The following is a 26512-nucleotide window of genomic DNA, read 5'->3' on the forward strand; positions in this document are numbered from 1 at the left end:
ATAGTTAGTGATAATTATTACTTATCCCCCTTAGATTTTCAAATCGGGGTTGTTTAGCTTTCTTTACCGCTTATCCTTGTCTATATTTTCAAGCATTATTATAGTTACAATAATATATGCGATGGACCATAGAATCAGTGCCATCCAGCAGCCGACCACTACATCCGGATCAAAAGCGTAAGCAGGATTCTGGTTATATTCAGCAGTTCTCATCAAAATTTCTTCTCTTGAACCATTCTCTTCTATAGCCTTTAGAGCCTCCTGAATTGGCTTTTCTCCTCCTACATCTACCCCCTTAAGCTTAACTGCGCTGTTCCAGATAGATACCATCGGAAGTGAATTGTAATCACCCTGTGCGCAAAGTGATGTGAGGCCGAATTTTGTCACAGTGAGATTGGTTAATGGCATTGCCTGTTCCGGAAGATTGAAAAATGCACCGGAAAACAGGAGCTGTACTATAAGCATAAAGGGCATTATTGTCATGGCTGCTGTTGTAGTTTTTGCAAAGGATGATATCAAAAGTGCCAGCATATCCGCAGCGTAGGTAATAAGAAAAAGTGTTATTCCAAAATCCAGAATAGGATAAGGGGTAACAAGTGGTTCATTTGGAAGCTTAACCTTCATGGCATCACATACAGATATGGTTATCACAGCCTGCGCAATACACAAGGTCGCCTGATAGATCATGTGGGCCAAAACATAAGAAGATATATGCAGTCCCGATCTGTGTTCTCTTTTGACAATAGCTCTCTCCCTGCAGATAGACTGGATGGAATTAAAAAATCCGTTCCATACGCAGATACATGAAATAGCAAAGGATCCCATCAGGGTGCCTTCCATTGTCTTATAGAGATTTCCGCCAACAGCAAAGCATACAAGTCCTGCTATAACCGCAGACATGGGAAGAACCTTCCAGTCATTCTGAAACAGAAACATTCTGAAAAGCTTACCAAGATAGATAATGGTCTGTGAAAAACGTCCTCTTCTTCTGATTTTCTTTTTCATGTTTTTCACCCCATTTCCGCTCTCATATAATCAGCATATTTTTCGATAAACTCATCGGCTCTGCCTTCTCCGCCTTCGTCCTTTTGATTTATGGATAAGAGAATTTCCTCCATGGAATTTTTACCAAAGAATTCATACGCCTTTTCCACGGGACCATACCATGCAAGTCTTCCCGTTCTTCCGGCATCCTTGGCAAGAACTATAACATCATCAAAAAGATCAATTACTCTGTCCGGAGTGTGGGTGATTACAACAACTATTTTCCCTTCATCTGCTATGCTTCGAAGCTTCTCAAAAAGCGAGCGGGCCACTACGCCGTCCAATCCTGAATCCGGCTCATCAAGAATAAAAAGTGTGGGATCGGAAATAAACTCCATTGCTATCGAAAGTCTTTTTCTCTGACCTCCGGAAAGCTTCTCTACAAGATTATCCTTAACAGTGGTAAGTCCAAACTGCTCAAGTACTTCAGCCACACGCTTTTTCCTCTCTGCCATTGAAACACTTGAAGGAAGCCTTAACATGGCTGCATCCGACAAAGTAAGAGCTACAGTATCGTTACCTCGCATGAGATCCTGCTGGGGAACAAATCCGATATCATACATCATCTTATCGTAATCAAAATAAACATCATCTTCACCGAGAGTTATTCTGGCATCAGCCTTTTCATAACCTGTGACCGCATTCAGATATGTGGTCTTGCCGGCACCCGATCCGCCAAGAAGCAGCACCATATGTCCCTTTGGAATGCACATATGAATATCCTTAAGAAGTACTTTTTTTCTAAAGAAATCAATTACTGATCTCTCATTTATATTAACAGTAAGTCCATCAAGGATACTCTGAACATCTGCGCCAAGCAGCTTGGTTTCCGCCTCTATCTCTCTATCTGTAACCTTTTTCCTGGGCACATATTGAGGTGACAGTCCCCAATAAATAAGAACCGCACCCTCGAATAACACCATTGGTAAAACCCACTTTTTGGATTTCCCAAATACCTTAACAAGCGCTGTAAAGATTCTTACTGAATACAGCAGCTGAGCAATCCTTATTGACAAACAGACAACCTGAAGAAGCGCCCAGATTGCATAGACCTTTTGCCCCATGAGATCCGCTATACCGGACATGACAGCAGCTGCTACGGCAAGTCCTAAATAAACTCTGCCTTCCCTTTCCTTATCAGCGCATACGCCAAGCAGGTATTCTCTAATGAAAGGTACAAACGCCCATCTTCTTTTAATTCCGCACTTATAAAAAATCAAAGCACTTCCGATTGCAGGTAAAAGATACCCAAATACCACTTGAAAACCTGTTGTCAGAAAAAAATCAAAATGTTCCATACATAAAATCCCCCACATATTCTCGCTTATATAATTTTATTATAATGTATAGAATGAAAAATCGAGATTATATAAGCGTTTTTTAGAAAACTTTAATCTTTTATTCCAAATATGCACCCTTCATCGGACTAACAGCATGATCTGCAAAAAGCTTGAGAACTCCTCTCCTATATTTGCTATCTGCCGGTTTCCAGCCTGCTTTTCGCTCATCCAGAATCTTATCTATTTCATCCGGAGTCTTACGCTTACCTTTTACACCGACTATATTGAGTTTTCTTTCCATAACATCAAGTTCTATCAAATCACCCTCTTCCACAAGGGCGATAGGTCCGCCTGCTGCTGCCTCGGGTGAACAATGCCCGATAACAGGTCCTGTTGATGCTCCGGAAAAGCGACCGTCAGTAATAAGCGCAATCGTTTTTCCAAGCTCCTTATCTGAGCTTATGGCTTCCGAGGTATAGAACATCTCAGGCATGCCGCTTCCCTTAGGGCCTTCATACCTTATGAAAACAGCATCGTTCTTTTGCACTTTGTGATGCAGTACAGCATCGAGACATTCCTCCTCGCTGTCAAAGGGTCTTGCGTTAAGAACTGCCTTCATCATCTCCTTAGGGCATGCTGTATGCTTTATTACAGCGCCTTCAGGAGCAAGGTTACCTTTTAGCACGATAACGCTGCCATCTGTACCGATTGCTTTGTCATAGGGACGTATAATGTCTTCCTTTGTAGCCTTGACGTTGTATCTGTTGTTAAACTCCTTAAGGCCTTCTGCACACTTTTCGTAGTAGTCGCTTTCCTTCAGCTCCTTAAGATTTTCACCAAGGCTTTTACCTGTAACCGTCATTACATCAAGGTGCAGGTGATCCTTTATCTCTTCCATTACCGCAGGCACTCCTCCTGCATAGTAGAAGCATTCTGCAGGCCATTTTCCTGCAGGACGAATATCAAGAAGGTAATGTGCTCCGCGATGAAGCCTGTCAAAGGTATCACCGTCTATCTCTATTCCAAGTTCATGGGCTATGGCAGGCAGATGCATAAGGCAGTTGGTAGAGCCTGATATAGCAGCATGAACAAGAATTGCATTCTCAAAGCTTTCAAGACTCAGAAGCTTGGATGGTCGCATATCATCATCCCCTGCCATCTCTACTACCCGCTGTCCTGACCTGTATGCGTTCTCCATAATCACTTCTCCCTGCGCAGGCAAAAGCGCACTTCCAGGGAGAGCCAATCCCAGCGCCTCAGCCATTATCTGCATGGTGGAAGCTGTACCTATAAATGAGCAGGCACCGCAGCCGGGACATGCATTTTGCTTTGCCCAGTCAAGCTTATCCTGCCCGATCTCGCCTCTCTCAAATTTGGCGCTGTACATTCCAAGCTGCTCAAGAGTCAGCATGTCGGGCCCGGCTTTCATGACACCGCCCGGAACAAATACTGAGGGCATATCCACCCTTAGCATACCCATGAGATTTCCAGGGACAGATTTATCGCAGCTGGCAAGATATACGCCGCCGTCAAAGGGCGTTGCATTTGCCTGTATCTCTATCATTCCCGCCATCATCTCACGGCTTGCAAGACTGTAGTTTATTCCGTCTGTCCCCTGACTTTCGCCGTCACACATGTCTGTACAGAAATACTCAGCGCCGTGACCACCTGCACTTTCAATTCCCCTTATCACTTCATTGGAAAGCCTTTTAAGATGAACACTTCCGGGATGACTGTCGCCGTAGCTGCTTTCAACATATATCTGAGGCTTGGAAAGATCCTCTTTTTTCCAACCGGTACCAAGACGCAGCGGATCCTGTTCCGGTGCCTTTTCTCTCATCTGCTGACTGACTAAATCCTTCCTAATACTCATGTCTTACTTCCTCCGATATCTGAATATGTCTGATTAAACAGGTCCTATTTACTTTAAAATTATACTATTTCGTTTTAAAATAAAGTATAAAGATTTTTCTTATTGAGGGTGTAAATATGGATAAAGAAATAAGACGCAGGCAAAGTATTCTGGCAACAACAGGGCAGGGTGTCATCGCTTTTGGTCTGTGGGAAGTGATCAAGATAAACCTCTACTATTTGCTTGGCAGGGGTTATATTTTTGATGCAATGGGAATGACCGGCACTGAATTTGAAGCCCGTTTTGCTCTGATTTTTTCATGGCTCTTTCTCATGATTTTTGGAGTTACAAATCTCCTTATTAAAATCTACATAGGCAGAGCCGCTATTTTCGAAGCAAATAACTATCATAAAGACAATATTTTCTATTGTTTAGCCATAATAATGACAATAATCAATGCACTAACTCTTTTTAGCTCCGTCCTAAATGTGAATATCGACGAACATATTCCGGATTTTGTTGCATCCTTCCTCGTAGATTCAACTTCACTTTACATGATGATAGAGCTTATTTCATCCACCAGGAAGCTCCGAATTCTTCGAGGTGAAAAGCACGCGGTAAAACATAAAAAGACTATGTGAGGTATTGTCATGCAAATAGATTTTCACTACTATGCGACATATTGCGCAGCATTCCTTGCAGGCTATTCGCACGAAGAATGCATGGATATATGCTACAGCGCTCAATTTGTGGATCTGTGTACAGAGACTTTTTTATCAAGACTGGGAGCTCCTCTCTCTGCTGCAACAACTCAGCTGCAGCTTGAGCTGGCGGATGCGTCATCAGATATAATTAGTCTTCAGAACATCACCAGAATCTGGTCCTCCTTTCATTTTCTTCCGGGAGATCTTTATGCCCAAAAGAAGGGCTGCTCAAAAAGATATCTGAATAAGTACAGACTGATCTGTAATACAAACGGCGAGCTCCTTGTAAACACAGTCAAACGTGCAAAAAACAATTCGCTTCAGGCTGTGGGCATAGCTATGCACGTTCTTGCTGACACCTGGGCACACCGCTACTTTGCAGGAACTCCGTCTCTTGTCATAAATAATACAGACAGGTATTTCTTTGAACTCATTCCTGACGGTGACAGATGCTTTGAGCGTCGCATAACCTTCAAACCAAATCCGTCCATGACTGATAATCTTAATGAGTCCATATACGTCAACAGCCTTTATCAGAATAAAGAAAGCTCAATTATGAATCTTGGACACGGCAGGGCAGGCCACCTTCCGGACTACAGCTTTATCAGGTATAAATATCTTCCTGCCTGGGGTGACTACGATGAGATAATAAAAGATAATCCTTCAGATTACCTTCACGCCTTCACTCAGATGATAGAAGCCATGAAATATCTGCGTGGAGAGCGGGAAGATTTTGTGGCAGACACCTATGATTTTGACGCCATAGCTCCTTACAGGGAAAAGATTGAATCTATTATAAAAAAACGGCAGCTTGATTCCAGCAGAGACTGGAAAGCCTTTGGCGAAAAGCTTTCCGGCTGTTCCATAGAGTTCTTCAATGTGAACAAGTACCTGAAAGAATACAATATGGCCACACCAAAAGAAATCGATGATACCTTTATCGGCAGATTTATAATAGCTGCTCTTGGTCAAAAGAGTATGGTCACAAACGCAATCTATAAATCAGGAAACAGACTGGCAGGCTTTTCAGTTGATTATGCCAAAAAAGGTTTTAGGGGAATTGCTGATTACAGAAAGCTTTTAGATCAGTTAAGGAGGGCAGACGATGACAGCCTTTCAAAGAATTAAAAATATTTTTATAGCCTTTATAATGATCATTGGCAGTATAAGCATAGTATGGATCCCTGAAGATGGCATACCGTTGATAGTGCTTATACTGAGTATGTCGCTGACTTTATATGGACTTAAAAATATATTCTACTACTTCTCCATGGCAAAACACATGGTAGGCGGCAGGAGTATTCTGTATACCGGCGTCATAATATTTGATCTTGGGATTTTTTCACTAACCGTAGCAGATAACTCTAATAGCTTTGTTATTTTGTATATGCTTATAATCCACATGTTTTCAGGGGTTGTTGACATCCTGCGAGCTCTTGAATCAAAGCGTATGTCCTCTTCCTGGAGATTCAAATTCACCTCCGGTGCCATAAATATAGCTATTGCCATTGCAGCATTTGTTGCAGGCTATATGCTTAAGTCCCTGTCTGTGATTGTTTACATCTACGGCGCAGGACTTATATATTCCGCGATATCAAGGATAATCACAGCCTTTAGAAAAACAGCCATCGTGTACATACAATAATGCCAAAAATAATGGCGCTCACACTTTTGTGTGGACGCCATTTTTCTATCTTCTGTTTATTTAGCTGCTTTTTGACTAACCTTTGGAATCTTTTCTCCCGTTGCAAGGAACATGGTAACAGTTCCGATTATTGCAAGAGCTGCTCCAAGAACTGTAACCGCCTTTACTGATACAAACTCCAGCATATAGCCGCCGATAATGTTTGATGCGATTCCAACAACTCCTGTAATTCCCACAGCCAGAATACCCTGGGCTTTTACGGCATCGGAATCATCAACTATGGAGTTTGCAAAATACACTGATGAAACCATATACATTCCGGAGTAGAAAAAGTGTATCAGCATCAGCGCAATAAACACCTTTATATCAGTAATGAAGATCATTGAAATGAACTTTATTGAAGCTGCTATAGCTGTGACCTTCAGAAGTTTTTGTGCTGTGAATTTCCTTAAGAAAAACATTCCAAAGGCAACTGCCGGCATCTCGGCAAATGCGGTTACAGATAATACCGTACCCATCTCCGCTTCTGCGCCGCCATAGCTTTTTACAAAATATATCATGTAGGTTCCAAGTATCATCTGCATGAAATAAATAAGCATTACACTTATAAGAAAAACATCATATCTCGGATACTTTCTGAAAAACTCTATGATTCCGCTGGGCTTTTCAGGCTTCTCCATTTTATCGTTATTGTTATCAACCTTTCTCATGGACAGTAGTGTAAACATCAAAAGAACATAAACCACGCAGAAAATCGGAAGTATGATATTTGCTCCAAATTTCTCTGTGACTTGACCCATTACAAAGCCTGCTGCCGCATAGCCAAAGGAACCAAGGCTTCTTGCTATACCAAAGTCCACACCGTAGCCCGCATAGTTATACTGAAGGCAAAGTGCTGTAAGCAGCGGCGATATGGAGCTGGTCACACCAAAGGCTGTAAACATACCTATAAAGGTTGCCACATGAGACGATGGCACAAGCCAGACTATTCCTGCTGCCAGAAAAGCCATGGCAATCATAAGCCCCAATATCTGCTTCAAAGTGATCTTCTTGGATTTGTCAGCAAGAGATGATAAATAGGTCTGAAGAAATATTGCCATAACAGAGCCCATGGTTGTTACATAACCTATCTCAGAGGCCTTGAAGCCTCGCGACATCAAAAGAACAGCTGCGAAGGATGATATTAAAAGATAGTCCACCCAATACCCAAGCTGCAAAAAAGAATACTGTACCGTCAAAATTCTGGTTGCTTTTTTCATATAATCCCTCTACATTTACTTAAAAGTTTTCGCTAATTATACATCATCTTAATCGCCCATTAAATACTTATTTTGCACAATTAGATAACAAAAAATATTATGCGATGGAATGTTGTTTCATCGCTATTTAAAGTTACCTATTGCTAACATAATTACAATAGGTTATAATTTCGTTAGCAATTGCTAACGCTTTACTAAAATTTTTTATCGGAGGAGCCATAATAATGCCTGATAATATCATAGTTGAGAATTGCTCACCCACATTAGCAGGAATTAAAACGGGAAACATTTTTACAATAGACAGAAGTCTTATATCAGATATAAAGGAAGAACTTTGTGAATTAAATCAGTGCTTTACGGAAAAGGGGCTTCGTGCCATTCCGCTTAAGATAACAGAGAAAAATGTTCTGCTCTACCTATACCGCCCGGACAAACTAAAAGCTGACCTTTCATCAAAAGAAGCTAAGGATATCCTTCTTAAAAAAGGATATAGCTGCAACTCCATAGAAAGTGATATTGTTCACCTCATTCACCACATTCATAATGATGGATCCTTCCCCCATGAGATTGGTCTTTTCCTGGGTTATCCTCCTGTAGATGTTAAAGGCTTCATGGAGGACACAAGAAAGGGCGTTAAATGCGTTGGCTATTGGAAAGTTTATGGTGATAAGGAAAAAGCAGAAAAGACTTTTTCAAGCTACAGAAAATGTACTGAGATCTACAAAAAATGCCTGTCCGGAGGCAGATGCTTATCTCAGATGGTAGTAAATACAGCCCGCAGCAGATCAGCTGCTTCATAAAGGAAGGCCTTGATGAGTAATGAATATGTAATATCTCTATTAAAGGATAATGGTTTTAGAATAACCAAACAAAGAAAGCTCATACTGGATATAATCCTCAGCAGTGACGGTGCCTCCTGCAAGGAAATCTACCACAAGGTAGTTTCCAAGGACAGCACCGTCGGAACTGCTACAGTTTACCGTATGATAAGACTGCTTGAAGATGTTGGAATCTTAAAGCATATAGATATGATTTCTCTGACAGGTGCAGAGGAATAATATTTGTTGCTTTTCTAAGCAATGATTACAAGAACTTATGTCTTCTCTGTCTGCGTCTTAAGCTGTTTAATAAAAATAAATTCATTTCATATCCTCGAAAAATATTTTTTCAATATACACGTGAATAAAACTAATGTCAACATGTCAGTGTCACAGAGCTGTAAGATAATCCAGTATAAAAGCAAAGGGCACTGCTATACCTCTTGCTGTTTTAAATCCATCCCCAACTCCGGGAAGCATAATAAGATTCTCTTTTCCTGTTCCAAAACTGATATAATCGCAGTCAGAACCATCCAGTTGGATATTTTCATTTTTCGCATTATAGAACATTATAGGCTCCCCCTCTAAATTCTATTGGGCCATATAACTCCGTCCCGACCATGTCCTTTAAGGCACTTCCTACTGTAATTACGCCGGTGCCAACCTTTTCCTGAAATCTCACATCATGCTCAACAAGAAGCATGGTTGGCTTGTATTCCAGGATAAGTTTTTCAATCTGCATACGGGAGAATACATCTATAAAATTGAGAGGCTCGTCCCATATGTATAAATGCGCCGGTGTTATCAGGCTTGCTGCAATAAGGACCTTCTTTTTCTGGCCTTCTGAAAAATCTTCCATGTTCTTTACAAACTGCTCACGTCCAAAATCAAGCTGTCTTAGAATTGCAAGAAATAAGCTTTCGTTAAGTCCCTTTTTCTCACAAAACTTCCTAAGAGAGCCGGATAAAAATGATGTATCCTGGCTTACATACGAAACTGTCATACCGGCAGCAACACTAAGCTCACCGGCTACAGACAATCCCAAATCATGGTTGTATTCTCCGTCATTTATTCTCTGTAATACAGCTTTTAATATACTGGACTTCCCGCACCCGTTTTCTCCTGAAAGGATTATTCTATCTCCTCTCTTTACCTGAAAACGAAGGTCTGAGAACAACTCATTTTCAGCATCATCATATTTCAGGGACAGGTCAATTGCATTTACCAGCACTTCTTTATGGAATGTCAAAGGTTCCAGCTTCAGATCCGTAACCTTCTCAATATCCTGAAGCAATCCCTCTTTTTCCTCAATTTCATGATCTATGCGCTTTTCTACAGCCTTTACCCGGGACTGCATCTTTTTTGTTTTCGCACCGATAAATGACCTGGTACTTATGCTTCTGTCATGCTCCTTGATGGGATCGAATCCTATCTTTGTATTTTCATTTTTTTCTGCCCACCTGCTGTTTCTGTCAGCAGCAACCTTAAGCTTACTGATTTCCTTAAGATGCTTTTCATTTTCCGCCTTGGCAAAAATATCCTTCTTTTCTTTATTTTCCCACCATGTCGTAAAATTGCCTGCCTGGACCTCTATCGTGAACCGGTTCATTACAAGCACATGATCGCATACACCATCAAGCAAATCTCGATCATGGGATACCAGAATAAAGCCCTTTTTAGAGGAAAGATAGTCTTTTACAATATCCCGTGCCCTGCTATCAAGATGATTAGTGGGCTCGTCAATCAAAAGAAACTCGTTCTCTGCTGCAAACAGTACCGCAAGCATGACCCTTGTACGCTCACCAAAGCTAAGCGTTCCAAACGGCCTATATAGACATTCCGAATCCATCCGCAGCTCGTTCATCTGAATCATCACCTGCCATTGCTCAATCTGCGGTTTCCATTTTTCCAAAAGGTCTATGGTGTTCCGAGAATAATCAGATTCGTCTACCTTGTAAGGAAAATAATCGAAACGGGTACCGGCTTTAATACTTCCTCTGTACTCATATCTTCCCATGAAAAGATTAAGCAGCGTAGTTTTACCTTTTCCATTTCTGCCAATAAGTCCAAGCTTCCAATTTGTATCAATGCTAAATGAAATATCCTGAAGTACATCATCTGCACTTCCATCATAAGAAAAAGTCAGGTCTATCACCTGTATTTGTGCCATACACACCACCTCCGTTATAAAAAAATGGCACAAAAAAATCTGCTTTATGCCGAAAGCAGATTATACGTACAAATGAAGACCCGATATATGCCAAAAAGAGCATCCCTGTGGGCGGCTTCAAAACGAATACGATAATCTAATTCGGCATACACAAACAAACCCCTCTGGGCCATTCAAATTCTTCGTTCGCGTTAACCAAATCAAATTATCAATATCTCATTTCTTCACCTACACGCATGATGCGTGCCTTTCTTTTTACTAATTATTAGGCTATCACTTTTGGGAAGTAAAAACAATACTTTTTAATCTGGTATTAATAAAATAATCAAAACTGACTATTTCAATGATACCAAATTTTGGAATATATTCTTTATCAAAGCAAAGCGATAAAGGAGCAAAGAACTCATGAAAGTAGCAGCAATAAATGATCTTTCAGGTTTTGGGAAATGTTCATTGGTAGTGGATATGACTGTTTTATCTGCAATGGGAATACAATGTTGTCCCGTGCCTACCGCAGTACTTAGCGCTCAGACAGGATATCCTTCCTTTTACAGCAAGGACCTGACAGGCATCATACCTGAATATACAAGGGAATGGAAAAAGCAGTCAGAAACCTTCGAGGGGATAATAACAGGCTTTATGATGAGCCAAACGCAGGCACTTAACTCTTTAGATTTTATAAGACAGTTCAAGACAGATAACACTACTGTACTTGTTGATCCGGTGCTTGGCGACGATGGGAAAACATATAAGAATTTCTCCGTGGATCTGCTTCACACGATACGTGAAATGACAAAAGAAGCTGACATAATCACTCCAAACCTCACGGAGCTGATACTCCTTGCAGGTGAAGACCCGGAAACCATAATGAAGCTAAAGAGCGAAAAGCTGATCAGCGAGATTAGCAGATTATCCATGTTGATTGGCGGCGATCAGGGAAAAATTATTACAGTTACCGGTATTCCCATGGAAGATGATGACGAAGTTGGTAACTATATTTTGGAAAATGGTGTCAGCCGGCTCATTTCCTCCAAAAGTAACAGAGTTCATTATTCAGGTACAGGAGATCTTTTTGCCGCAGCATTTCTCGGAGCTTTTATATCAGGGAAAAGCGCTTTCGATGCGGCTGATCTTGCAAGCAGATTTATATACACTTCTGTAAAAGATACATCCCCGGCTACGTCACCTAATGCCGGTGTTGAATACGAGAAAAATTTAAAAATGCTCATATTGTAAGAGGAGGACTAACTATGAAAAACAGAAACAGCAGAATTTACAATCATGTTTGGATTTGAAGCAGCTCTTCTATCCGGCTTCACGGGAGGCCTGGTGCAATCCGGTGGCAGTATGATCTTTTTCCTGCTTCTTGGACAGACTCTTGACAGAGTTAAAATGAAATCAAAGGTGGTGGCAGTAAATGGCTGATATTATCTATACATACAAAGATTCCGTGTATGCCAATATAACTAACAAATGTAATTGCAGGTGCACTTTTTGCATCAGATTTGTAAAAGACGGTGTTGGTGATGCAGACACATTGTGGCATCAGGTTAATCCCTCAAAAGAAGAGGTTATAGACGCAATTAAAAACTTTGATTTTACAGGATATAAGGAACTTGTCTTTTGCGGCTACGGTGAACCCACCTGCCAGCTTGATATTCTTCTTGATGCTGCTGCCTATGCCAAAAAAGAAAAAGGTCTTAAAACCAGGCTCAATACTAATGGCCAGGGTTCAGCAGAAAACGGTCGTGACATAGTCCCTGAATTAGCAACGGTCATAGACAGCGTCTCTGTAAGTCTTAACGCGCCTTCAAAAAAGGAATATGAGGAGGTAACAAGACCTACCCTCGATAATGGTTATGAAAACATGCTCGAATTCACAAAAAGGGCCCGCGAAGTTATCGGCGATGTCCGCTGGTCTATCGTAGATGTTTTTCCGGAAGAGGAAAAAGACAGGTGCATTGCCCTGTCCAAAGAACATGATATTCCACTTAGGATAAGAAAGTATAGCAGTAACTGAATATCACTATTTCCCTAATCTATTATTTTCTTGGGCCAGCTGCATATTCCGACCTCAAGTGCACGTTCTTCTTTGAGATGGAAATCTGCATATTTGCAGTACCAGCAGCCCTGTATTGAAGGAATGGCATCTTCCCTGGGTGTATATGCCGGGCAGATGTCATCCGGCCATACACTTCCATCTCTTTTGGGTATTTCATATCTATTTGCCTTTTTTTCCATAAACCTCTCTTTCCTCCTGGCATTTAATACTTTTCTATATATTTACTCTATCATGCAATAAAAAACAGACCTTATCGTGCACCGAATCTGGTCTGTTTTTCACTGTATTCGTAAATTCGGTTTCCCGAAAAAGAGGGCTATTGACGTATTGTATTTCGTGATACTTCCTGCACTCTGGCAGCTGCTTCCTCCGGAGTGATAGTACCTTTAGCAAGATCCTCCAAAGCATCCCTGACAGCAAGACTCAGATCTTCATATTTTATTATTCGGGGGCCTGCGACATTTGTCTTTCCGTTTTCAATTATGTTTTCAAGATTCTTTTGTCCATCCTCATTTAATCCCTGAACATTTAATGTCATATCCGAGCGGGATGGCATGTATTCCAGATACTGATTTACCAGTAGTTCCTGGCCCTCGTTAACTAAATAATCCATCCATTTGAATGCCGCTTCCTTAACCTTGGACTCAGGATTAAGGCAAAGAATTACATCAACAGCAGCTGTTACCGGAGACACTCTTCCATCGTCATTCCAATCGATCAGGAAAATATCATGGTCTGCTCCCTGTCCGTTGAAATTTTTCTGGGTCTTTTCATCGCTAATTGTATACATGTTCATAGCCCAGGAACCATTTGCAAACATCGGAATGCTTCCCTCTTTCTGGAACATGTCATTAACGGTATCGTACAGTGGCATTTTTATGGCTTTGTCCTGAAATACTCCGTTAGTGAAGCTGTCCTGCCAAATCCTGAAGGATTCAATAATGGGCTCTGTCTCAAAGCTGCCCTTGCCTTCTATGGCATCATATAATGCGTCCCTGTCGCAATCAGCGGCTATGGACATCCACACATCATGACTAAGCCATGCATCTTTGGCGCCGATCGCCATGGGATATTGACCGTTTTCCCGAAGCTTTAAACATGTTTCCAGCATTTCTTTGTAGCTTCTTGGAACTTCGCAGCCATACTCTTTTAGCATGTTCACGTCAGCCCATAAATACCCGGCGTAGGTCTGCCCAAGAGGCAGTCCGTATATATCCCCATGCTCATCACTTACCGCTGTGATGCATGAATCAAAGAATTTGCTCTGCCAGTCAGATCCCCAGGCTTCCTCACAGTAGGGCGTCAGCTCTTCTTCAAAGACCTTTGATGTATCAAAAAATACTCCCGAAGGAATTCCAAATACATCCGGTCCGTTATTTCCCATCAGCTCTACGCGAAGATGATCCTGATAATCTCCAAAGCCTACAAAAACATAATTAATTTTAATATCAGGATTTTCTTTTTCAAAAGAATCTATGATCTTATAAATCGGACTGTCTGGTCCTGTGTCCGCCGGATTCCAGGTCTGGAAGGTTACAGTAGTAACATCTCTCTGCTTTTGCATCCCGCATCCTGACATAATAATCGGACACATGATCATAGTAAGAAGAAACAATATTCCTCGTTTCATTATCCAGTCTCCCCGGAACATTTATAGTTCCTCAACCAACCATCATTCGTACTTTAAACTTATTATCTTCTGTAATATATCTTATCTCACTGTTTGACTTCTTTACAAAATCAAGAACGCTGCGGGTTCCGATGCCATGCCCTACCTCGGATGTCACGGGATATCCCTCCTCGTTAAGCTCTGTTTTTCCATCACAGGAATTAACAATCTCAAACAGAAGCTGCTGCTTGAACTTAGCAGTGATCTCAATAAAGCGCTCGGCTTCCGGAACTTTTTCGCAAGCATGTATTGCGTTCTCAAACAGATTACTGATCGCAATTGCAAGCTGCATCTCATCGACTCCGGGCTTAAATGGAATATTAGCCGACACTTTTACATTTATATTATTTCGCTCAGCCACGGTTACATAATGCATTATAGCCGCATTAACTGTGGGATTTTCACAGTATCTTAAGCCCGTGCGGGGTTCCTGTGATAAGCGCTCTTCAAGGCACTCCCTTGCTTCGTCCACCTTTCCATCCTGAATCAGAGATAAAACCAGAGCCTCAAAATGTCTGCGGTCATGTCTCATGGTTCTGTCCTGGCTTAATATCTCTTCCGTTGCATGGAGGCGCTCCTTCATACTGTCAGCAGCCATTTCCAGCATAGCTGCATCAGCTTTTAGTTTATACTCCTTTTGCTTTAAAACTGTGGTATCCACAAGAGCATACAGCTTACCGATAACTTCACCTTCTGCATAAAGTTCTTTTTCCTCAGGTGAAAAAAATCTGTCCCCGATCTCTAGGGTATTGCCCTTCACAATAGCCTCACGAAGCTGCTTAACTACCCCCTCCGGATCGTTTACAATCTCAGGATAAAGCTCCTTTGCATGCTCGTTGTAGTAGGAAAGCCTGTCATCTGCATCCACGGCAATAACGCCTTCGGAAAGTCTGTCAACTATGTATTCCCTTGCCATATCTATGATTCCAAGCAGATTGAATCTGAATATAGCGATGAACATGGAAATTGTAACCGCCACATTTCCAAATACAGAAATATCAAAGAAATATGTAACAAAGAATGCATGTGTAATCTGGCAGATAAAAAGAACGGACTCAACAACAAAGCCCGCAATAATTATCATCGCACGCTTTTTTGCTATCTTGCCTTTATATCTTCTAAGCTCTTTAAACAGCCAGTAAAAGTTAATGAGAATAACTATGGCCTGAACCTGCATATAGATTGAATGAACAATTCCATTTCTATGCAAAAGAACCGGGAAAAGTCCGTCCTTGTCAAACCACATCTTGGAATAATAAAGATTATGATTCTCCAGCGTAAACACCACTACATAAGTAAATGTATTAAAGAGAATGAATGCTCTGATAAAAAAACTTGGAACCTTTACATGACAAAACTCTACCGTAAACAGAAAAAGAGAGAATACTATCCATACTCTCCCGGCGTAAGAAAACTTCAGCGCTGCAATATATTCATCTTCTGTTTTTGATAGGAGCTGCAAAAGATAGCCTATATTATTTACAAGCATCACAATGCAGTTAAGAAAAAGATATGCATGAAGCTTGTTCTTGAGGTTTTTGAAAATGATATAGCCCTCAAAGAACATACCAAATATACTGATAATGATCGCATACAAAAGAAAGTCATGCATTAGTTGTCACCTCTATAGTCTGAAATCCATATATCTGTCCGCAACCTCGGTATATCTGCTCTTTGATACGGGAATAAGCTCTTTATTTCTCAGCGTAATGTCTGTCTTTGTCAATTTATCTATAGCTTCGAGATTAACGCTGATTGATTCATGGCATCTGATAAAATCCTGATCAGAATGATTTTCATCCATATATTCGGAAAATCCTATTCTAAGTGTGGGTGTTGATACGACCTCCCCATTTGCCATGTGATAAGTAACCACATGATTGCGGTAATCGATGTACATTATATCATCGAGTCTCAACGTGCACATACCGCCTTTTATCTTGACCATAACGGATTTCCTGTCATCAGTCTGAATTCTGGACAAAGCAAGATCCAATGTAGAAAAAAGCTTCTCTTTATCTACTGGTTTTACAATATAGTTTATTGGGTTTACGTCAAAGGATTCCAACGCAAATGAACTCTCAGATGTGGCAAAAATAATCTGTGCATCAGGCTGATTCCATCGCAGTTCTCTCGCTGCCTGGATACCGGTTACCATAGGCATTACAATATCAAGAATATATACCTGTGGTCTGAAGCTCTCGCACTCCTGAATCAATTTATCAGGATGATCGAATACCCTTACCTCTGCCTGTGTGTTTTTTATTTCAAGATACTCAGTAACAAATCTATGAATACGCTCTCTATCCGATCTGTCGTCATCACATATTGCTATACGAAGCATTGTAATTTCCCCCTACATTTACAAATAGAATATTTCTGCCTTTTTCATACATAAATATTCTATCACTATTCACCAAGTCTACAAAGGTCAAAGGATCCCAAATGCCATATCATACATATCTCTTGCATCAACTGTATTTCTGATGTAAGTGGGATCATCTTCTTCATATCTGACATATTTTTCCACTTCTTCAATTAGCGCAAGGTAGCAAACCGCCAGCGCATATCTGATCTCTGTTTCTTTAGTCAGCCGAATCTTCTCTTTTGCCATACCATTATAAATATCAAGTTCCTTCTGCTTATCAGAAAGCGGCGACTTCTGTCCGGGGCCAAGTGTGATAAAATCCGCAACAGGATCACCCCAAAAACCGCGCTCAGGATCTATCCAGCAGATTTTTCCTATCCCAGCATTATATAAAACATTGCTATCCCAGAGATCAAAATTCACCATTCTGCAAGGTACTTCTCTGAGGAGCTTTTCATATTTATCAATAAGGCTTAAAAACTTCTCCCCATCAGGAGTGTCTTTTCCAAGTTCTTTGCAGTCATTAACCAGGCTAAATGCCATGTGCTTAAGGGCTTCATACCATGAATCCATAAGTCCCATCTGCATGTAGCCAAATCTGTCGTTTGTAATTCTATGAATTTTGGAGAGCATGCCGATCTTCTGCTTTTGAACATTTTCGTATTCTTTTTCTGAAAAATTCATGGCCCACAAGGGCTCACCTTCCATCATCTCCAAGAGTAGCAATTTCTGTTACGTTACCAACTTTATGTAAAGAAAACAGTTCCTTAATCTCCGCTTCCGAAGCTTCATATTTTGTCTTACTTACTACCATTTTCCTGCCTCCTACAATACCCATTCCTTAACTTTCTCATAATCATATTATTTCACAACGCACAAAAACAGGCCTGAGTTTGCACTGATAAAGACCTGTTTTACACGCATTTGCTTTTCTTTATTTGTTCCATTCCTTTTTCAAAAGTCTGTACTCCAGGCGAGTTTTCATCTGTCCATCATGCCACTCATAATCTATATGCTCTGCCTCTTTTATCATACCGTTCTTTTGCATGACTCTCTCAGAGCGGACATTCTCTTTAAGGCATCCTGTGGTAACTCTATACACATTATTCTCGGTAAATGCAAATTCCAGAAGTTTCCTCAGCGCCTCTGAAATATATCCATTCCCCCAGAATTTTGGATAAGTAAAATATCCAAGATGAACAATCTTTCCCACAGGTGTATCGTCCACTAATGTATAACCTATGCTGCCCACCTGTTCATGAGTATCTTTTAATTCAACATGAAGAAAATAAAATTTCCTATGTTCACTCTCCATGTCCGCAAGCACATCCTCAAACTCAGCCCTGGCTGACTCGCGATCATCAAGCTTGATATCCTGCATATAGTACATAGTCTCTTCATCGGTTTTCAATTTGTAATATGCCTCAAAGTCAGCTTCTTCGTAGTCTCTAAGGTATAATCTTTCTGTTTCAAGTTTGATCATTTTTTATTCCTGATTCCCTTTACTTTATTCATCTTTCCAATACAAATCTGATGACCTTAACATTTCCATCCATTTCTTCGGACCGAATACCAAAGCCACATTTTTCTGTATAAAATTTGACATTTTGTGTTTTGTCCACCGGTGTTACCAACGTGAACTGCTTCCAATCGGAATAGAACGATTTTGCAAATTCCATTGCAGCGGTTCCTATCCCTCTTCCCTGAAACTCCGGAATAACGCATAAACATCCGACTTCATATTTTCCGGTTTCCAACTCTTTACATGAAATGCAGCCAACCGGTTTGTTATCAAAAATGATCAGGAATTTAGGATAATCAATTATTGACTGCTCCATCACTTCTTTTGTTCTTCCATATGCCGGACATTCGCCATATTTTACGTAATCATCAAAAAACGAAGAGTTATATATGTCTACCAGCACCTCTGCATCAGTTACTTCAGCTTTTCTGAACGTGGTCATTTACCGTCCCCTCCTTTTGCCGCATCGTTATTTTCCTATTTCTGAATTCCAAAATCTTCGACTATACTTGTTATTCTTGCTCCTGCATCTTTAGAAAAGGCTCCACAAAGGAATACTCTTTCATCCTTGATCCCATAATCCAGTACTATAAACCTGTCATGAAAGATGCCTCCTGTCTTTTGAAGAGAAATCTTTAGGCCCGGGTATTCCTTGCAAAAATCCTTAAATTCGATGTTGTGCAACTTATTTACACCCACATTATCACTGAAAACATTGATATCAACACCAGGCGCAGCATTCTTCAGTAATACCAGTGTGCGAAGCCCAATATAGTTATCCACAAGATATATCGTTTTCTTTGCCTGACCATAGATAGAAGAATATGCCACATCAGCACTGGAATACTTTGTATTAAACATGAGCCAGCCATTGTCTTCATCATTTACAAAGCTGTTCATCATGTCTGCCAGATCTGATTTCGTCACAACCTCACCAAGCTGATCCATAACATCAGACATCTGCTTCTCAACAGATCCGAGATCCATGCGGAGCTTCTTGATTTCAAAAGTGTTCTCCGAAGTCTGCATTGAAAGCTGCATAACTTCGCGTTGACCGATAAGTCCTTGATTACTAATAATGCAATCCTTCATAATTTTAAAAGTACGCACAAGAGCCTTGCTTTGCTTCGTTGCAAGTTCACCCTTCAAAACTGTCATAAGCATATACAACCCTTGCTCTGTAAAGACATGAGGATTATATCTGCTCTTTGCACTGATATTTGCGGTCGGAAATTTCGTCCGCAAATCTTCCGTTTCTTCTTCAGTAAGTTCAAACATAAAATCCGAATCAAACTTAACTATATTATTACGCACCTGCTCATTGAATCGTTTATTACTATATCCATATATCTCAGCCAAATCAGCATCCAGCATCACCTTGCGCCCTCTAATATCATACAGTCGCTCCCTTAAGTATTGCTCAGTAACCTCTATCACAGCTATCTCTGATTTTTCCAGTTCAGCATTTCTCAGTTCGTTTTTCGTCTTTTGAGCCATAATTGTCCTTTCACAATTTGCGGTCGAAAAAATCGTCCGCAAAAGCATATATTATTTTTTCACTCTAAACGTCTCAACACACGGCCAATCCCAAGCCTGCGAATATTGGTGTTTTTATATTATTCAAGGTGATTATTTTGCACCTTGAAGGCTCGACATTGTCAATGCGCTTGAAGTCAAAAAAATCGACATCAAGTTCAGATATTCTCCAAATCCTCCAGCTTTTTTAGAGTCTTCAGATACGCCAAAACTCTCTTTTGCTGCTCCTCTCCAAGCTCATGGTATTCAACAAGAATCTCTTTATCTTCGAAGCTCACTTCCATATCAGTATGCTTGGTATAGTCATCATCTATGTCTTTACCGGTAAGGAGCTGCTCAGGTGTTATATCGAGAGCATTACAGATGTCCATTATCTTATCCGCGGATGGATTGGTCTTTTTGGTTTTCCAATCACTGACGGTACTTCCTGAAAGACCAACCATCTTACAGAATGATGCCTGTGAAATATCTCTTTCCTTAAGTATTTGGAATATTCTCTCGCTTATAGTCATACATCCTCCGTATATACGAATATATTATAATTCGCCACTACGGTTATGATATCATCACGCAAAAGTATATTCAATGGAATTATTATCTTTCTCATTGAGCAGTTTCTGCACTTCTCTGATATAAACTCTGTACTGCTTTTTTATTTCCTTCTGAGTCAGGAACGCATCTGGCTCAGGAAGAACTTCCAGTTTTACATCATCAGCATATTTTGCAAGCCTCATAATTATTTCCTCAACAACCATGAATAATCGTTAGCAAAATTATCTTTTTCTAATTATTCTATAGTAATTTTTCCTCAAAAAAACTGCAGACCAAAGCCTACAGTTTTTAAGTCTATTCTATGTCCGCCAATATCTTTGTCTCTTTTCGATACCTCTCCGCGGAGTTAAATACCTCAAAGGCCATCAAGATACATCTTGGCGTACGATGTAAAATCCTTATATATTTGAGTACAACAACATTGTCCGCAGGTAGGTCTTTTTACCTATCCCCCAATGTACATCGTCCGCCAAAAGTACATATTTTTTGCTTCGATTTTAGTCGACCATTTTCCTTCTAAACAGCCCTCAACCCCGCATGGTTATGCGGTTGTCTTTGTCAGCAATACTACAGTCTCAACATGCGTAATCATCTATGTTTGCATGTACATATACGGAGTAATACTGTATCACCCTTTGGAAAAAATAATGATTATGGGTGTTAAAAATTTAAGCAAATACATTTTCCTGATATTTACTGTATATGCTACATCTTCCTTAGTACATACGGATGTATTCGCACCCCAAGTATGTGCTAAAATCAGAATCAGTCTGCATTTGCATTAAAGATTTATGCAGTGCGTAGGGATTTATGTTCCCCAAACGTTACTCCCCACCGAAGACTTCATCATAAGACATTGATTTAACCTCCCCAGTTGCCATCTTGTGAGCATCATCCAGCATTTTCTCAACTGCAGGCCTTACTTTCGCCTGTCTGCTCTTAAATTCTTTTTGCAGTTCCTGGCCAGAATATCCCTCTTTGATGAGTTCTGAACGGATTTCTTCTACAAAGTCGCCATTAGTATCAGTCATAGTAATAAGTCTCCAATCCTACAGGTTGTGAATCTCATCTTCCAATTCATTAAGGCAGTTCAATATACTATCGAAATCAGGATAGGCACCATAGATCATATTCTTCATAGCTGAATAATCCGCTCTTACTTCTTCCATAATATAATCCGCAGGAATCAGCTTAATTTCTTTGAGTGTCGCTGTTTCATAATGCGCACTCTTGGCATAATAAAACTTCTGCTTGAATACAACGTCTTTCTGCAGTAATTCCTTACGAGCAAAGGCAGATTCTTTCACCCAGCTATTTGCCATACTATAAACATCATATAAGTGCCTTGCATATCTTCTAGGCAGAACCTTTCCTTGCGGAAAATTAGCCATCTTATGAAGTATTGTAAGTTTCTCCCAGAAGGTTCTCTCAACATCTATTGTCAGAATATCTGTTGTTTTCTGTTCAAAAGCATTCGGATACTCTGTTGCTACAAAAGGCTCAACTCTGGTTACATGAGATGGCATCCATTCAGCCAGTGGTCCTATCTCTAATCTGACTACAGGCACTAAATAATCCATAGAAAAATCTCTTGGATATTTAAAATTCACAACCATAGGATCATTGGCATCAACTTCCATCCAATCTCCCTTGCCAAGTTTTAATGCTAATTCTTTATTTAAAGTTGGAACCAGTTCTTCACTATAGAATAAAGCCGCATGAGCATTTATTTCCTTGTTATACTGATCCTGTTTTGTCTTGGATCTCTCATCCCAAGGATTAGTATTGTCTGTCAGTTTTCTCCAATCCAATATCAGGTCGATATCTTCGGAAAATCGCTCTATAACATGGTAGGACTTTGAAAGACTTGTTCCTCCCTTAAATACAAACGCATCCTTATATATACAATCATGAAATAGATGGTCCAGCATAAAACACACCCAAAAATCCTTTTCAACAATAGAAGGATGCATTTTCATTTTCTCTGCTGTACGAGAAAAAAGGACCTCCCTGTCCTCTTTACTGAGTAATGATACATTTCTCACCTAATACATATCTCCTTTATTACTTTATATATCCACGCTGTCGTAGTTATTGCCTCACAAAGTATAATTTCCTTATCCGCCTTCGACAGCACATTTGATAATCTTTCTATATCTTCCTGCTGTATTTTATCTTTACCTATATACTTAATTGCCTGAATGACAGCTATCGTAATGAAACTTTTACCAGATATTTCCTTATTGGCACAATGCTTAAACTCAACCTGATACGAACCGATTTCATATTTACGATATGGGCCATCACTTATATAACTCCAGGTATTAGGTACCTGTGTAGATAAATGCAGATAATTTAAAGCCGTCTCTCCTGAAGGAGCAATAGTCCAGTTATGTTTTCTGGCAATAGCTTCTGCTACTTTCTCAATATTAGGAGCACTATACTCTCCTAATAACTTACTGTAAGACGGCTTGTCATATATTCCCTTTATGACCCGCCTGATTGTTCCAGATTCACCAAGCCTCGATAATGCCTTGTTGGTAGGATCTGTTCCAGCAATATCAATAAAATCTATAGCCGAAAAAGCATAGCCAGAGCTGGAATTCTCTATTCTTTTTTCTATTTCAATCTGATATTTTTCTCTCATCTTACATTCCTTTCGTCAGATAAATTATATAGTTTATCTGACGAATTTGCAAGATTTCTCACCATTTTCGTCAGATAAATTCTATAGCTTATCTGACGAGCTGTCACAATTATTATGCAAAGATCGTGACAACATAACATACTTCAAATCAGTTATTCGGAATTTCCGAACAACTGCCAAAGAACTCAATAATCTGTTTCACCGACACAGGATAAAAGTTATTTGCATCCACTCCGACATCATACCTGAGCACACCTTCGTTCCTGTTCTGCTCGTTATAATCCATTCTCGCATGTATGTGCCCATGTAGCTGAATACTTCCGCTGTTTTTCTTGGGCCATGACAGCATAGGATAATGCATAAGTGCGAAATATCTTCCATTAAGTGAAACCGTCATGAAATCTTTTATGTCTTCAAATAATGCTGGATCATATTTTTTATCATGATTCCCATTTATCAGATATTTCTTGCCCTTCATTCTAGCTATAACACTGTTGGCTTGATCGACACTCATATGGTGGCAAATATCTCCTAGAATATAGACAGTATCATCCTTACCGACAACTGCATTGTAGTTTGTAAGTAGTATCCGGTTCATATCTTCTACAGATTCAAAAGGTCTGTTCTGCATGGTTATGATGCCTTTATGCCCAAGATGTAAATCACTTGTAAAATATATCATTGGCGCCCCTTTACACTTCTATCTTCTCAAACTCCCTCGATACCGAATCAATCACTACCATCGCAGATTCACCGATTTGCCGTCCGTCTCGATAAGTAGAAAATACATCCGTTGAGATAAATCCATTTTCCTCATAGATCTTATCAACTGGAGTATGCCCTACAACATGTGTATATGTCTCTTTTCTAAAAGCGTCAACATTCCTGTGCTGTGGTCTGAACCAAAGCGGCGAATCATCATTCCATAGATACTTAGATGAGTCCAACAATTAACGTATTATTCACCGTAAGAAATTCCCTTTGCATTTAAATACTCATCCCTCAGCGTTGTCAGGTGATTTATGATGTTAGGATTCCATGAAATCATTGCAGGCAGTTTCTCACAAGGAAACTCCTTGCAAAGCCCACAAAATTGTACGCCATGCTCTCTAGCACAGGCATGAACTTTACATCTGCCTGAACCCGCCCATTCTGGTACATATCCATCCGCTTCAATGCACCCTGGGCATGAGCCTTCGATTTTTTTCGGACAACCTACACAACACTCCCCACAAGCTGTAATCGTTGTAAAATCTGTCATGCATTCTCTCCCTTGGAAATTTGCGTACTTTCCGCACTAAATAATCATAGCACAGCAAGGCTTTCCAGCATACACAATAGCTACAATCAAGTATTTCCGCACAAAATTATAGAGGCACTCTACAAAAGAATGCCTCTCATTCATCATTTAGTATTACACATTAGTGCTTCCTAAGTTCTTCTGTGGTCACCTCAATCTATATATAGCATCCCACCACTATTTCACAAGTTGGGATGAAGGGGTTAAGAAATAGCGGACAAATAAGTCCTATTTACCCCATGATTTTTCTTAACTCTTCAGGTAAAACAGCGATAATAGCATCTTTGTTCTTGCCTTCAATATAATAAGGCTTTAACTGGCTCTTATCATATTTCTTAATGCTATCATCAGCAGTTGCTGTCATAAGCAGATCAGTGAAATATCTCTCCCAGCTAAGGAACTCCCTGCTTTCAATATATTTCTCAGGCTCAGCAAGTATATCATCCAAGTCCTTAATTCCAATTACTCCTGATTTGAGAATTAGCCATTCGAATGACTCTGGGAAATATAGCATTACATCTTTTCTACTTTTAGCTATAGTAGTGACCTTGGCAACATAGGCACCAAAGGCTGCTCCATCAGCAATTACAACCACTTTCTTATTTTCTTCGGCGTTCTCGATTTTTCCAACAAACTGTGAGTTTCCTTCTACACTCACACACTCGCCTTGTTTGCATGCCTTAGAAAAGAACTGATATCCCGACTTTGAGTCTTCTACCAACACTAGAACTTCTTTATCCAGTGTTTCATTTGAATCATCATAAATTCTGTAAAACTCATGATAAACTTGCTCTGGATAGTGGTATTTACCTGTTGTTCTGATGCCGTAGATTTCCTGAACACTATACGGCAGATTATATAGAGGCTGTCTTGTAATCAAAACAAAATAATTTGAAGAAGCCTGTACCAACTCTGCAAAATCTTTGGAATATATAAATGGATAATCTTCATCTATAAACACTATGCTATCTTTATAAACTTCCAAAATAGTCTTCCAAAGACTAGCATCTCCACCAAATACCACGCAAGGAACATCTGACTGTACACTAATGCCACTCTCTTTTCCATATCTAGAATGCGTCCCCAATAGATCCAAAAGAGTAGTCTTTCCAGAAGCACTATCGCCTTGAATAACAGTAATATTCCTCTTTATATCAAATTCATATTTTAGTCGTTTTGATTCAACAACTACATGATGTTTATTCTTCATATATAAAATACTTCCTAGTCATCAAACATATTTTAATGCTTCATGCATATAATCCTTGGCATTTGTTACTTTGATATTATCATTAAGAATTTCAATCTCTATATCGTTGCAATCATCAAAGGGCATATAATACCTAAGATTAATGGTGATATCCTCTCTTCTGCCAATCTCTGCAAGCCATTTTGCACAGTTTTCGCCACAGCTTGTGGCATTAAAAACAAGATCAGGTCTTTTATAAATGCAAATCAGAGTTTGCAATCCACCGGATAGTTTCTCTGGTGGAATTGGTCCTAAAACATCACTTTCTATCAGCTGTCCTCCCTTATAATGTGACTTATCTATATCAGTCATCATCTCTTCCACAAAAGGATCTGCCAGCCATTCTTCATCATAATTGAATCTGAACCATGATGGTCCATGCATTACATCTTCTTTTTCACCAAAAAATATTCTTAGCATTTTTGTTCACCTAATAAATGAAGTCTCATTATTTCCGTATATCTTATGATATTATAGCATCATTTCGCCTATCATCGGAACTATATCATTTTTACAAATGTACAAAATGGGGCTGTGAAATAATAAGCCCATGAAAAAAAGAGAAGTAATAGCTGGAAACAGCCGATTACTTCTCTTTTTTCATGGTAAAATATTACCATGAACAATCAAACCAATTCTTATAATACTATAAATCAGGGCGTTTTACCATTTTTTATTTCAGATTGTTTGGATATCTGTGATCCGGTTTTTACTTTTGACGAACTCGTGGGAGGTATGAATCTTGAGAAGTATCTGAAAAATGTGCCAGAGCATAAGCTTGGCAGAATCAGATATAATCCAGTCAAAATGTTGAAGACCGTACTATTCGGTTTTA

31 protein-coding genes and 1 pseudogene are annotated in these 26512 nt (G+C 39.8%); 9 read left to right on the forward strand and 23 right to left on the reverse strand.

What is annotated here, in order from left to right:
- Window positions 1-63: 63 nt before the first annotated feature.
- The 3 genes from G610_RS0106625 to ilvD all read right to left on the reverse strand — a co-directional run bounded on the left by G610_RS0106625 (window position 64) and on the right by ilvD (window position 4197).
- On the reverse strand, window positions 64-1005 hold the full coding sequence (locus G610_RS0106625; RefSeq protein ID WP_026524173.1) for an ABC transporter permease: 942 nt from the start codon (window positions 1003-1005) through the stop codon (window positions 64-66).
- 5 nt (window positions 1006-1010) lie between these two features.
- Window positions 1011-2342, reverse strand: coding sequence for an ATP-binding cassette domain-containing protein (locus G610_RS0106630; RefSeq protein WP_051197754.1), 1332 nt, complete (start codon window positions 2340-2342; stop codon window positions 1011-1013).
- Window positions 2343-2442: 100 nt separating this feature from the next.
- Window positions 2443-4197: a dihydroxy-acid dehydratase gene (ilvD, locus tag G610_RS0106635; protein ID WP_035797095.1), complete on the reverse strand. Its 1755-nt coding sequence runs from the start codon at window positions 4195-4197 to the stop codon at window positions 2443-2445.
- A gap of 116 nt (window positions 4198-4313) precedes the next feature.
- Here ilvD and G610_RS0106640 point away from each other — a divergent pair, with 116 nt between their 5' ends.
- From G610_RS0106640 to G610_RS0106650, 3 genes are read left to right on the forward strand one after another with little or no spacing between them, the layout of a single operon-like run.
- On the forward strand, window positions 4314-4817 hold the full coding sequence (locus G610_RS0106640; RefSeq protein WP_026524176.1) for a hypothetical protein: 504 nt from the start codon (window positions 4314-4316) through the stop codon (window positions 4815-4817).
- 9 nt (window positions 4818-4826) lie between these two features.
- Window positions 4827-6008: a DUF6765 family protein gene (locus G610_RS0106645; protein ID WP_026524177.1), complete on the forward strand. Its 1182-nt coding sequence runs from the start codon at window positions 4827-4829 to the stop codon at window positions 6006-6008.
- Window positions 5986-6525, forward strand: a complete 540-nt coding sequence (locus tag G610_RS0106650; protein WP_026524178.1) for a DUF308 domain-containing protein — start codon at window positions 5986-5988, stop codon at window positions 6523-6525. The genes G610_RS0106645 and G610_RS0106650 overlap by 23 nt, the downstream gene beginning before the upstream one ends.
- Before the next feature lie 56 nt (window positions 6526-6581).
- On the opposite strand, the gene G610_RS0106655 is transcribed toward G610_RS0106650, so the two are convergent.
- Window positions 6582-7784 carry an MFS transporter gene (locus G610_RS0106655; protein WP_026524179.1) on the reverse strand — a complete coding sequence of 401 codons (1203 nt, stop codon included), beginning with the start codon at window positions 7782-7784 and terminating at the stop codon, window positions 6582-6584.
- Window positions 7785-8008: 224 nt separating this feature from the next.
- On the opposite strand from G610_RS0106655, the gene G610_RS0106660 reads away from it, so the two are divergent.
- Both G610_RS0106660 and G610_RS19995 read left to right on the forward strand, forming a co-directional pair.
- Window positions 8009-8584: a DUF3793 family protein gene (locus tag G610_RS0106660; RefSeq protein WP_026524180.1), complete on the forward strand. Its 576-nt coding sequence runs from the start codon at window positions 8009-8011 to the stop codon at window positions 8582-8584.
- 12 nt (window positions 8585-8596) lie between these two features.
- Window positions 8597-8842, forward strand: a complete 246-nt coding sequence (locus G610_RS19995) for a Fur family transcriptional regulator (RefSeq protein ID WP_035796229.1) — start codon at window positions 8597-8599, stop codon at window positions 8840-8842.
- 150 nt (window positions 8843-8992) lie between these two features.
- Here the strand turns inward: G610_RS19995 and G610_RS0106670 are convergent, their stop codons facing one another.
- Window positions 8993-9172: a hypothetical protein gene (locus G610_RS0106670; RefSeq protein WP_026497202.1), complete on the reverse strand. Its 180-nt coding sequence runs from the start codon at window positions 9170-9172 to the stop codon at window positions 8993-8995.
- On the reverse strand, window positions 9162-10772 hold the full coding sequence (abc-f, locus tag G610_RS20000; RefSeq protein ID WP_051197757.1) for a ribosomal protection-like ABC-F family protein: 1611 nt from the start codon (window positions 10770-10772) through the stop codon (window positions 9162-9164). Before abc-f ends, G610_RS0106670 begins: the two co-directional genes overlap by 11 nt.
- A gap of 405 nt (window positions 10773-11177) precedes the next feature.
- On the opposite strand from abc-f, the gene G610_RS0106680 reads away from it, so the two are divergent.
- The 3 genes from G610_RS0106680 to G610_RS0106690 are packed head-to-tail and all read left to right on the forward strand — an operon-like array spanning window position 11178 to window position 12792.
- The gene (locus G610_RS0106680; RefSeq protein WP_026524181.1) at window positions 11178-12008 is read left to right on the forward strand and encodes a bifunctional hydroxymethylpyrimidine kinase/phosphomethylpyrimidine kinase; all 831 of its coding nucleotides are present in this window, start codon (window positions 11178-11180) and stop codon (window positions 12006-12008) included.
- A gap of 45 nt (window positions 12009-12053) precedes the next feature.
- Complete coding sequence (locus G610_RS23030; RefSeq protein ID WP_155830978.1) at window positions 12054-12197, forward strand: hypothetical protein; 144 nt, start codon at window positions 12054-12056, stop codon at window positions 12195-12197.
- Window positions 12190-12792, forward strand: a complete 603-nt coding sequence (locus tag G610_RS0106690; RefSeq protein WP_026524182.1) for a TatD family nuclease-associated radical SAM protein — start codon at window positions 12190-12192, stop codon at window positions 12790-12792. The genes G610_RS23030 and G610_RS0106690 overlap by 8 nt, the downstream gene beginning before the upstream one ends.
- 14 nt (window positions 12793-12806) lie before the next feature.
- On the opposite strand, the gene G610_RS0106695 is transcribed toward G610_RS0106690, so the two are convergent.
- The 17 genes from G610_RS0106695 to G610_RS0106780 form a co-directional block, all read right to left on the reverse strand.
- A complete protein-coding gene (locus G610_RS0106695; RefSeq protein ID WP_026524183.1) occupies window positions 12807-13013 on the reverse strand; it encodes a hypothetical protein in 207 nt (68 codons plus the stop codon).
- A gap of 137 nt (window positions 13014-13150) precedes the next feature.
- Window positions 13151-14464 (reverse strand): ABC transporter substrate-binding protein, encoded by a 1314-nt coding sequence (locus tag G610_RS20005; RefSeq protein WP_051197759.1) that lies wholly within the window; start codon window positions 14462-14464, stop codon window positions 13151-13153.
- 31 nt (window positions 14465-14495) lie between these two features.
- The gene (locus tag G610_RS0106705; protein WP_026524184.1) at window positions 14496-16115 is read right to left on the reverse strand and encodes an ATP-binding protein; all 1620 of its coding nucleotides are present in this window, start codon (window positions 16113-16115) and stop codon (window positions 14496-14498) included.
- 12 nt (window positions 16116-16127) lie between these two features.
- On the reverse strand, window positions 16128-16847 hold the full coding sequence (locus tag G610_RS0106710; RefSeq protein ID WP_026524185.1) for a LytR/AlgR family response regulator transcription factor: 720 nt from the start codon (window positions 16845-16847) through the stop codon (window positions 16128-16130).
- An 87-nt stretch (window positions 16848-16934) separates the two neighbouring features.
- Window positions 16935-17555 carry a hypothetical protein gene (locus G610_RS0106715; protein ID WP_155830979.1) on the reverse strand — a complete coding sequence of 207 codons (621 nt, stop codon included), beginning with the start codon at window positions 17553-17555 and terminating at the stop codon, window positions 16935-16937.
- Window positions 17556-17805: 250 nt separating this feature from the next.
- The gene (locus G610_RS20010; RefSeq protein WP_035797134.1) at window positions 17806-18354 is read right to left on the reverse strand and encodes a GNAT family N-acetyltransferase; all 549 of its coding nucleotides are present in this window, start codon (window positions 18352-18354) and stop codon (window positions 17806-17808) included.
- Between the two features lie 28 nt (window positions 18355-18382).
- On the reverse strand, window positions 18383-18835 hold the full coding sequence (locus G610_RS0106730) for a GNAT family N-acetyltransferase (protein ID WP_026524187.1): 453 nt from the start codon (window positions 18833-18835) through the stop codon (window positions 18383-18385).
- Between the two features lie 35 nt (window positions 18836-18870).
- A complete protein-coding gene (locus tag G610_RS20015; protein ID WP_051197762.1) occupies window positions 18871-19890 on the reverse strand; it encodes an ORF6N domain-containing protein in 1020 nt (339 codons plus the stop codon).
- Between the two features lie 197 nt (window positions 19891-20087).
- On the reverse strand, window positions 20088-20441 hold the full coding sequence (locus G610_RS0106740) for a helix-turn-helix domain-containing protein (protein ID WP_026524188.1): 354 nt from the start codon (window positions 20439-20441) through the stop codon (window positions 20088-20090).
- Between the two features lie 54 nt (window positions 20442-20495).
- On the reverse strand, window positions 20496-20663 hold the full coding sequence (locus G610_RS23035; RefSeq protein WP_155830980.1) for a hypothetical protein: 168 nt from the start codon (window positions 20661-20663) through the stop codon (window positions 20496-20498).
- 642 nt (window positions 20664-21305) lie between these two features.
- A complete protein-coding gene (locus G610_RS20020; RefSeq protein WP_035797097.1) occupies window positions 21306-21512 on the reverse strand; it encodes an AbrB family transcriptional regulator in 207 nt (68 codons plus the stop codon).
- Window positions 21513-21530: 18 nt separating this feature from the next.
- Window positions 21531-22526 (reverse strand): nucleotidyl transferase AbiEii/AbiGii toxin family protein, encoded by a 996-nt coding sequence (locus tag G610_RS0106755; RefSeq protein ID WP_026524189.1) that lies wholly within the window; start codon window positions 22524-22526, stop codon window positions 21531-21533.
- Complete coding sequence (locus G610_RS0106760; protein WP_026524190.1) at window positions 22523-23128, reverse strand: DUF6088 family protein; 606 nt, start codon at window positions 23126-23128, stop codon at window positions 22523-22525. The genes G610_RS0106755 and G610_RS0106760 overlap by 4 nt, the downstream gene beginning before the upstream one ends.
- 148 nt (window positions 23129-23276) lie before the next feature.
- Window positions 23277-23810 (reverse strand): metallophosphoesterase, encoded by a 534-nt coding sequence (locus G610_RS0106765; RefSeq protein WP_026524191.1) that lies wholly within the window; start codon window positions 23808-23810, stop codon window positions 23277-23279.
- A 276-nt stretch (window positions 23811-24086) separates the two neighbouring features.
- Window positions 24087-24389, reverse strand: a complete 303-nt coding sequence (locus G610_RS20025) for a DUF3795 domain-containing protein (protein ID WP_051197764.1) — start codon at window positions 24387-24389, stop codon at window positions 24087-24089.
- Window positions 24390-24660: 271 nt separating this feature from the next.
- The gene (locus G610_RS0106775) at window positions 24661-25638 is read right to left on the reverse strand and encodes a hypothetical protein (protein ID WP_026524192.1); all 978 of its coding nucleotides are present in this window, start codon (window positions 25636-25638) and stop codon (window positions 24661-24663) included.
- Window positions 25639-25659: 21 nt separating this feature from the next.
- A complete protein-coding gene (locus G610_RS0106780; RefSeq protein WP_022775851.1) occupies window positions 25660-26097 on the reverse strand; it encodes a DUF4869 domain-containing protein in 438 nt (145 codons plus the stop codon).
- 198 nt (window positions 26098-26295) lie between these two features.
- Between G610_RS0106780 and G610_RS24000 the strand changes: the two are divergent.
- A pseudogene (locus G610_RS24000) lies at window positions 26296-26512 on the forward strand (IS1182 family transposase); the annotation flags it as partial.

It is taken from the genome of Butyrivibrio sp. MB2005 (assembly GCF_000424285.1).
Taxonomy (GTDB): domain Bacteria; phylum Bacillota; class Clostridia; order Lachnospirales; family Lachnospiraceae; genus Butyrivibrio.

Bases quoted from the DNA above. Each gene is read 5' to 3' on its own strand.
- G610_RS0106625 (WP_026524173.1), bottom strand. From the start codon at position 1,005: ATGAAAAAGAAAATCAGAAGAAGAGGACGTTTTTCACAGACCATTATC.
- G610_RS0106630 (WP_051197754.1), bottom strand. From the start codon at position 2,342: ATGGAACATTTTGATTTTTTTCTGACAACAGGTTTTCAAGTGGTATTT.
- ilvD (WP_035797095.1), bottom strand. From the start codon at position 4,197: ATGAGTATTAGGAAGGATTTAGTCAGTCAGCAGATGAGAGAAAAGGCA.
- G610_RS0106640 (WP_026524176.1), top strand. From the start codon at position 4,314: ATGGATAAAGAAATAAGACGCAGGCAAAGTATTCTGGCAACAACAGGG.
- G610_RS0106645 (WP_026524177.1), top strand. From the start codon at position 4,827: ATGCAAATAGATTTTCACTACTATGCGACATATTGCGCAGCATTCCTT.
- G610_RS0106650 (WP_026524178.1), top strand. From the start codon at position 5,986: ATGACAGCCTTTCAAAGAATTAAAAATATTTTTATAGCCTTTATAATG.
- G610_RS0106655 (WP_026524179.1), bottom strand. From the start codon at position 7,784: ATGAAAAAAGCAACCAGAATTTTGACGGTACAGTATTCTTTTTTGCAG.
- G610_RS0106660 (WP_026524180.1), top strand. From the start codon at position 8,009: ATGCCTGATAATATCATAGTTGAGAATTGCTCACCCACATTAGCAGGA.
- G610_RS19995 (WP_035796229.1), top strand. From the start codon at position 8,597: ATGAGTAATGAATATGTAATATCTCTATTAAAGGATAATGGTTTTAGA.
- G610_RS0106670 (WP_026497202.1), bottom strand. From the start codon at position 9,172: ATGTTCTATAATGCGAAAAATGAAAATATCCAACTGGATGGTTCTGAC.
- abc-f (WP_051197757.1), bottom strand. From the start codon at position 10,772: ATGGCACAAATACAGGTGATAGACCTGACTTTTTCTTATGATGGAAGT.
- G610_RS0106680 (WP_026524181.1), top strand. From the start codon at position 11,178: ATGAAAGTAGCAGCAATAAATGATCTTTCAGGTTTTGGGAAATGTTCA.
- G610_RS23030 (WP_155830978.1), top strand. From the start codon at position 12,054: ATGTTTGGATTTGAAGCAGCTCTTCTATCCGGCTTCACGGGAGGCCTG.
- G610_RS0106690 (WP_026524182.1), top strand. From the start codon at position 12,190: ATGGCTGATATTATCTATACATACAAAGATTCCGTGTATGCCAATATA.
- G610_RS0106695 (WP_026524183.1), bottom strand. From the start codon at position 13,013: ATGGAAAAAAAGGCAAATAGATATGAAATACCCAAAAGAGATGGAAGT.
- G610_RS20005 (WP_051197759.1), bottom strand. From the start codon at position 14,464: ATGAAACGAGGAATATTGTTTCTTCTTACTATGATCATGTGTCCGATT.
- G610_RS0106705 (WP_026524184.1), bottom strand. From the start codon at position 16,115: ATGCATGACTTTCTTTTGTATGCGATCATTATCAGTATATTTGGTATG.
- G610_RS0106710 (WP_026524185.1), bottom strand. From the start codon at position 16,847: ATGCTTCGTATAGCAATATGTGATGACGACAGATCGGATAGAGAGCGT.
- G610_RS0106715 (WP_155830979.1), bottom strand. From the start codon at position 17,555: ATGAATTTTTCAGAAAAAGAATACGAAAATGTTCAAAAGCAGAAGATC.
- G610_RS20010 (WP_035797134.1), bottom strand. From the start codon at position 18,354: ATGATCAAACTTGAAACAGAAAGATTATACCTTAGAGACTACGAAGAA.
- G610_RS0106730 (WP_026524187.1), bottom strand. From the start codon at position 18,835: ATGACCACGTTCAGAAAAGCTGAAGTAACTGATGCAGAGGTGCTGGTA.
- G610_RS20015 (WP_051197762.1), bottom strand. From the start codon at position 19,890: ATGGCTCAAAAGACGAAAAACGAACTGAGAAATGCTGAACTGGAAAAA.
- G610_RS0106740 (WP_026524188.1), bottom strand. From the start codon at position 20,441: ATGACTATAAGCGAGAGAATATTCCAAATACTTAAGGAAAGAGATATT.
- G610_RS23035 (WP_155830980.1), bottom strand. From the start codon at position 20,663: ATGAGGCTTGCAAAATATGCTGATGATGTAAAACTGGAAGTTCTTCCT.
- G610_RS20020 (WP_035797097.1), bottom strand. From the start codon at position 21,512: ATGACTGATACTAATGGCGACTTTGTAGAAGAAATCCGTTCAGAACTC.
- G610_RS0106760 (WP_026524190.1), bottom strand. From the start codon at position 23,128: ATGAGAGAAAAATATCAGATTGAAATAGAAAAAAGAATAGAGAATTCC.
- G610_RS0106765 (WP_026524191.1), bottom strand. From the start codon at position 23,810: ATGATATATTTTACAAGTGATTTACATCTTGGGCATAAAGGCATCATA.
- G610_RS20025 (WP_051197764.1), bottom strand. From the start codon at position 24,389: ATGACAGATTTTACAACGATTACAGCTTGTGGGGAGTGTTGTGTAGGT.
- G610_RS0106775 (WP_026524192.1), bottom strand. From the start codon at position 25,638: ATGAAGAATAAACATCATGTAGTTGTTGAATCAAAACGACTAAAATAT.
- G610_RS0106780 (WP_022775851.1), bottom strand. From the start codon at position 26,097: ATGCTAAGAATATTTTTTGGTGAAAAAGAAGATGTAATGCATGGACCA.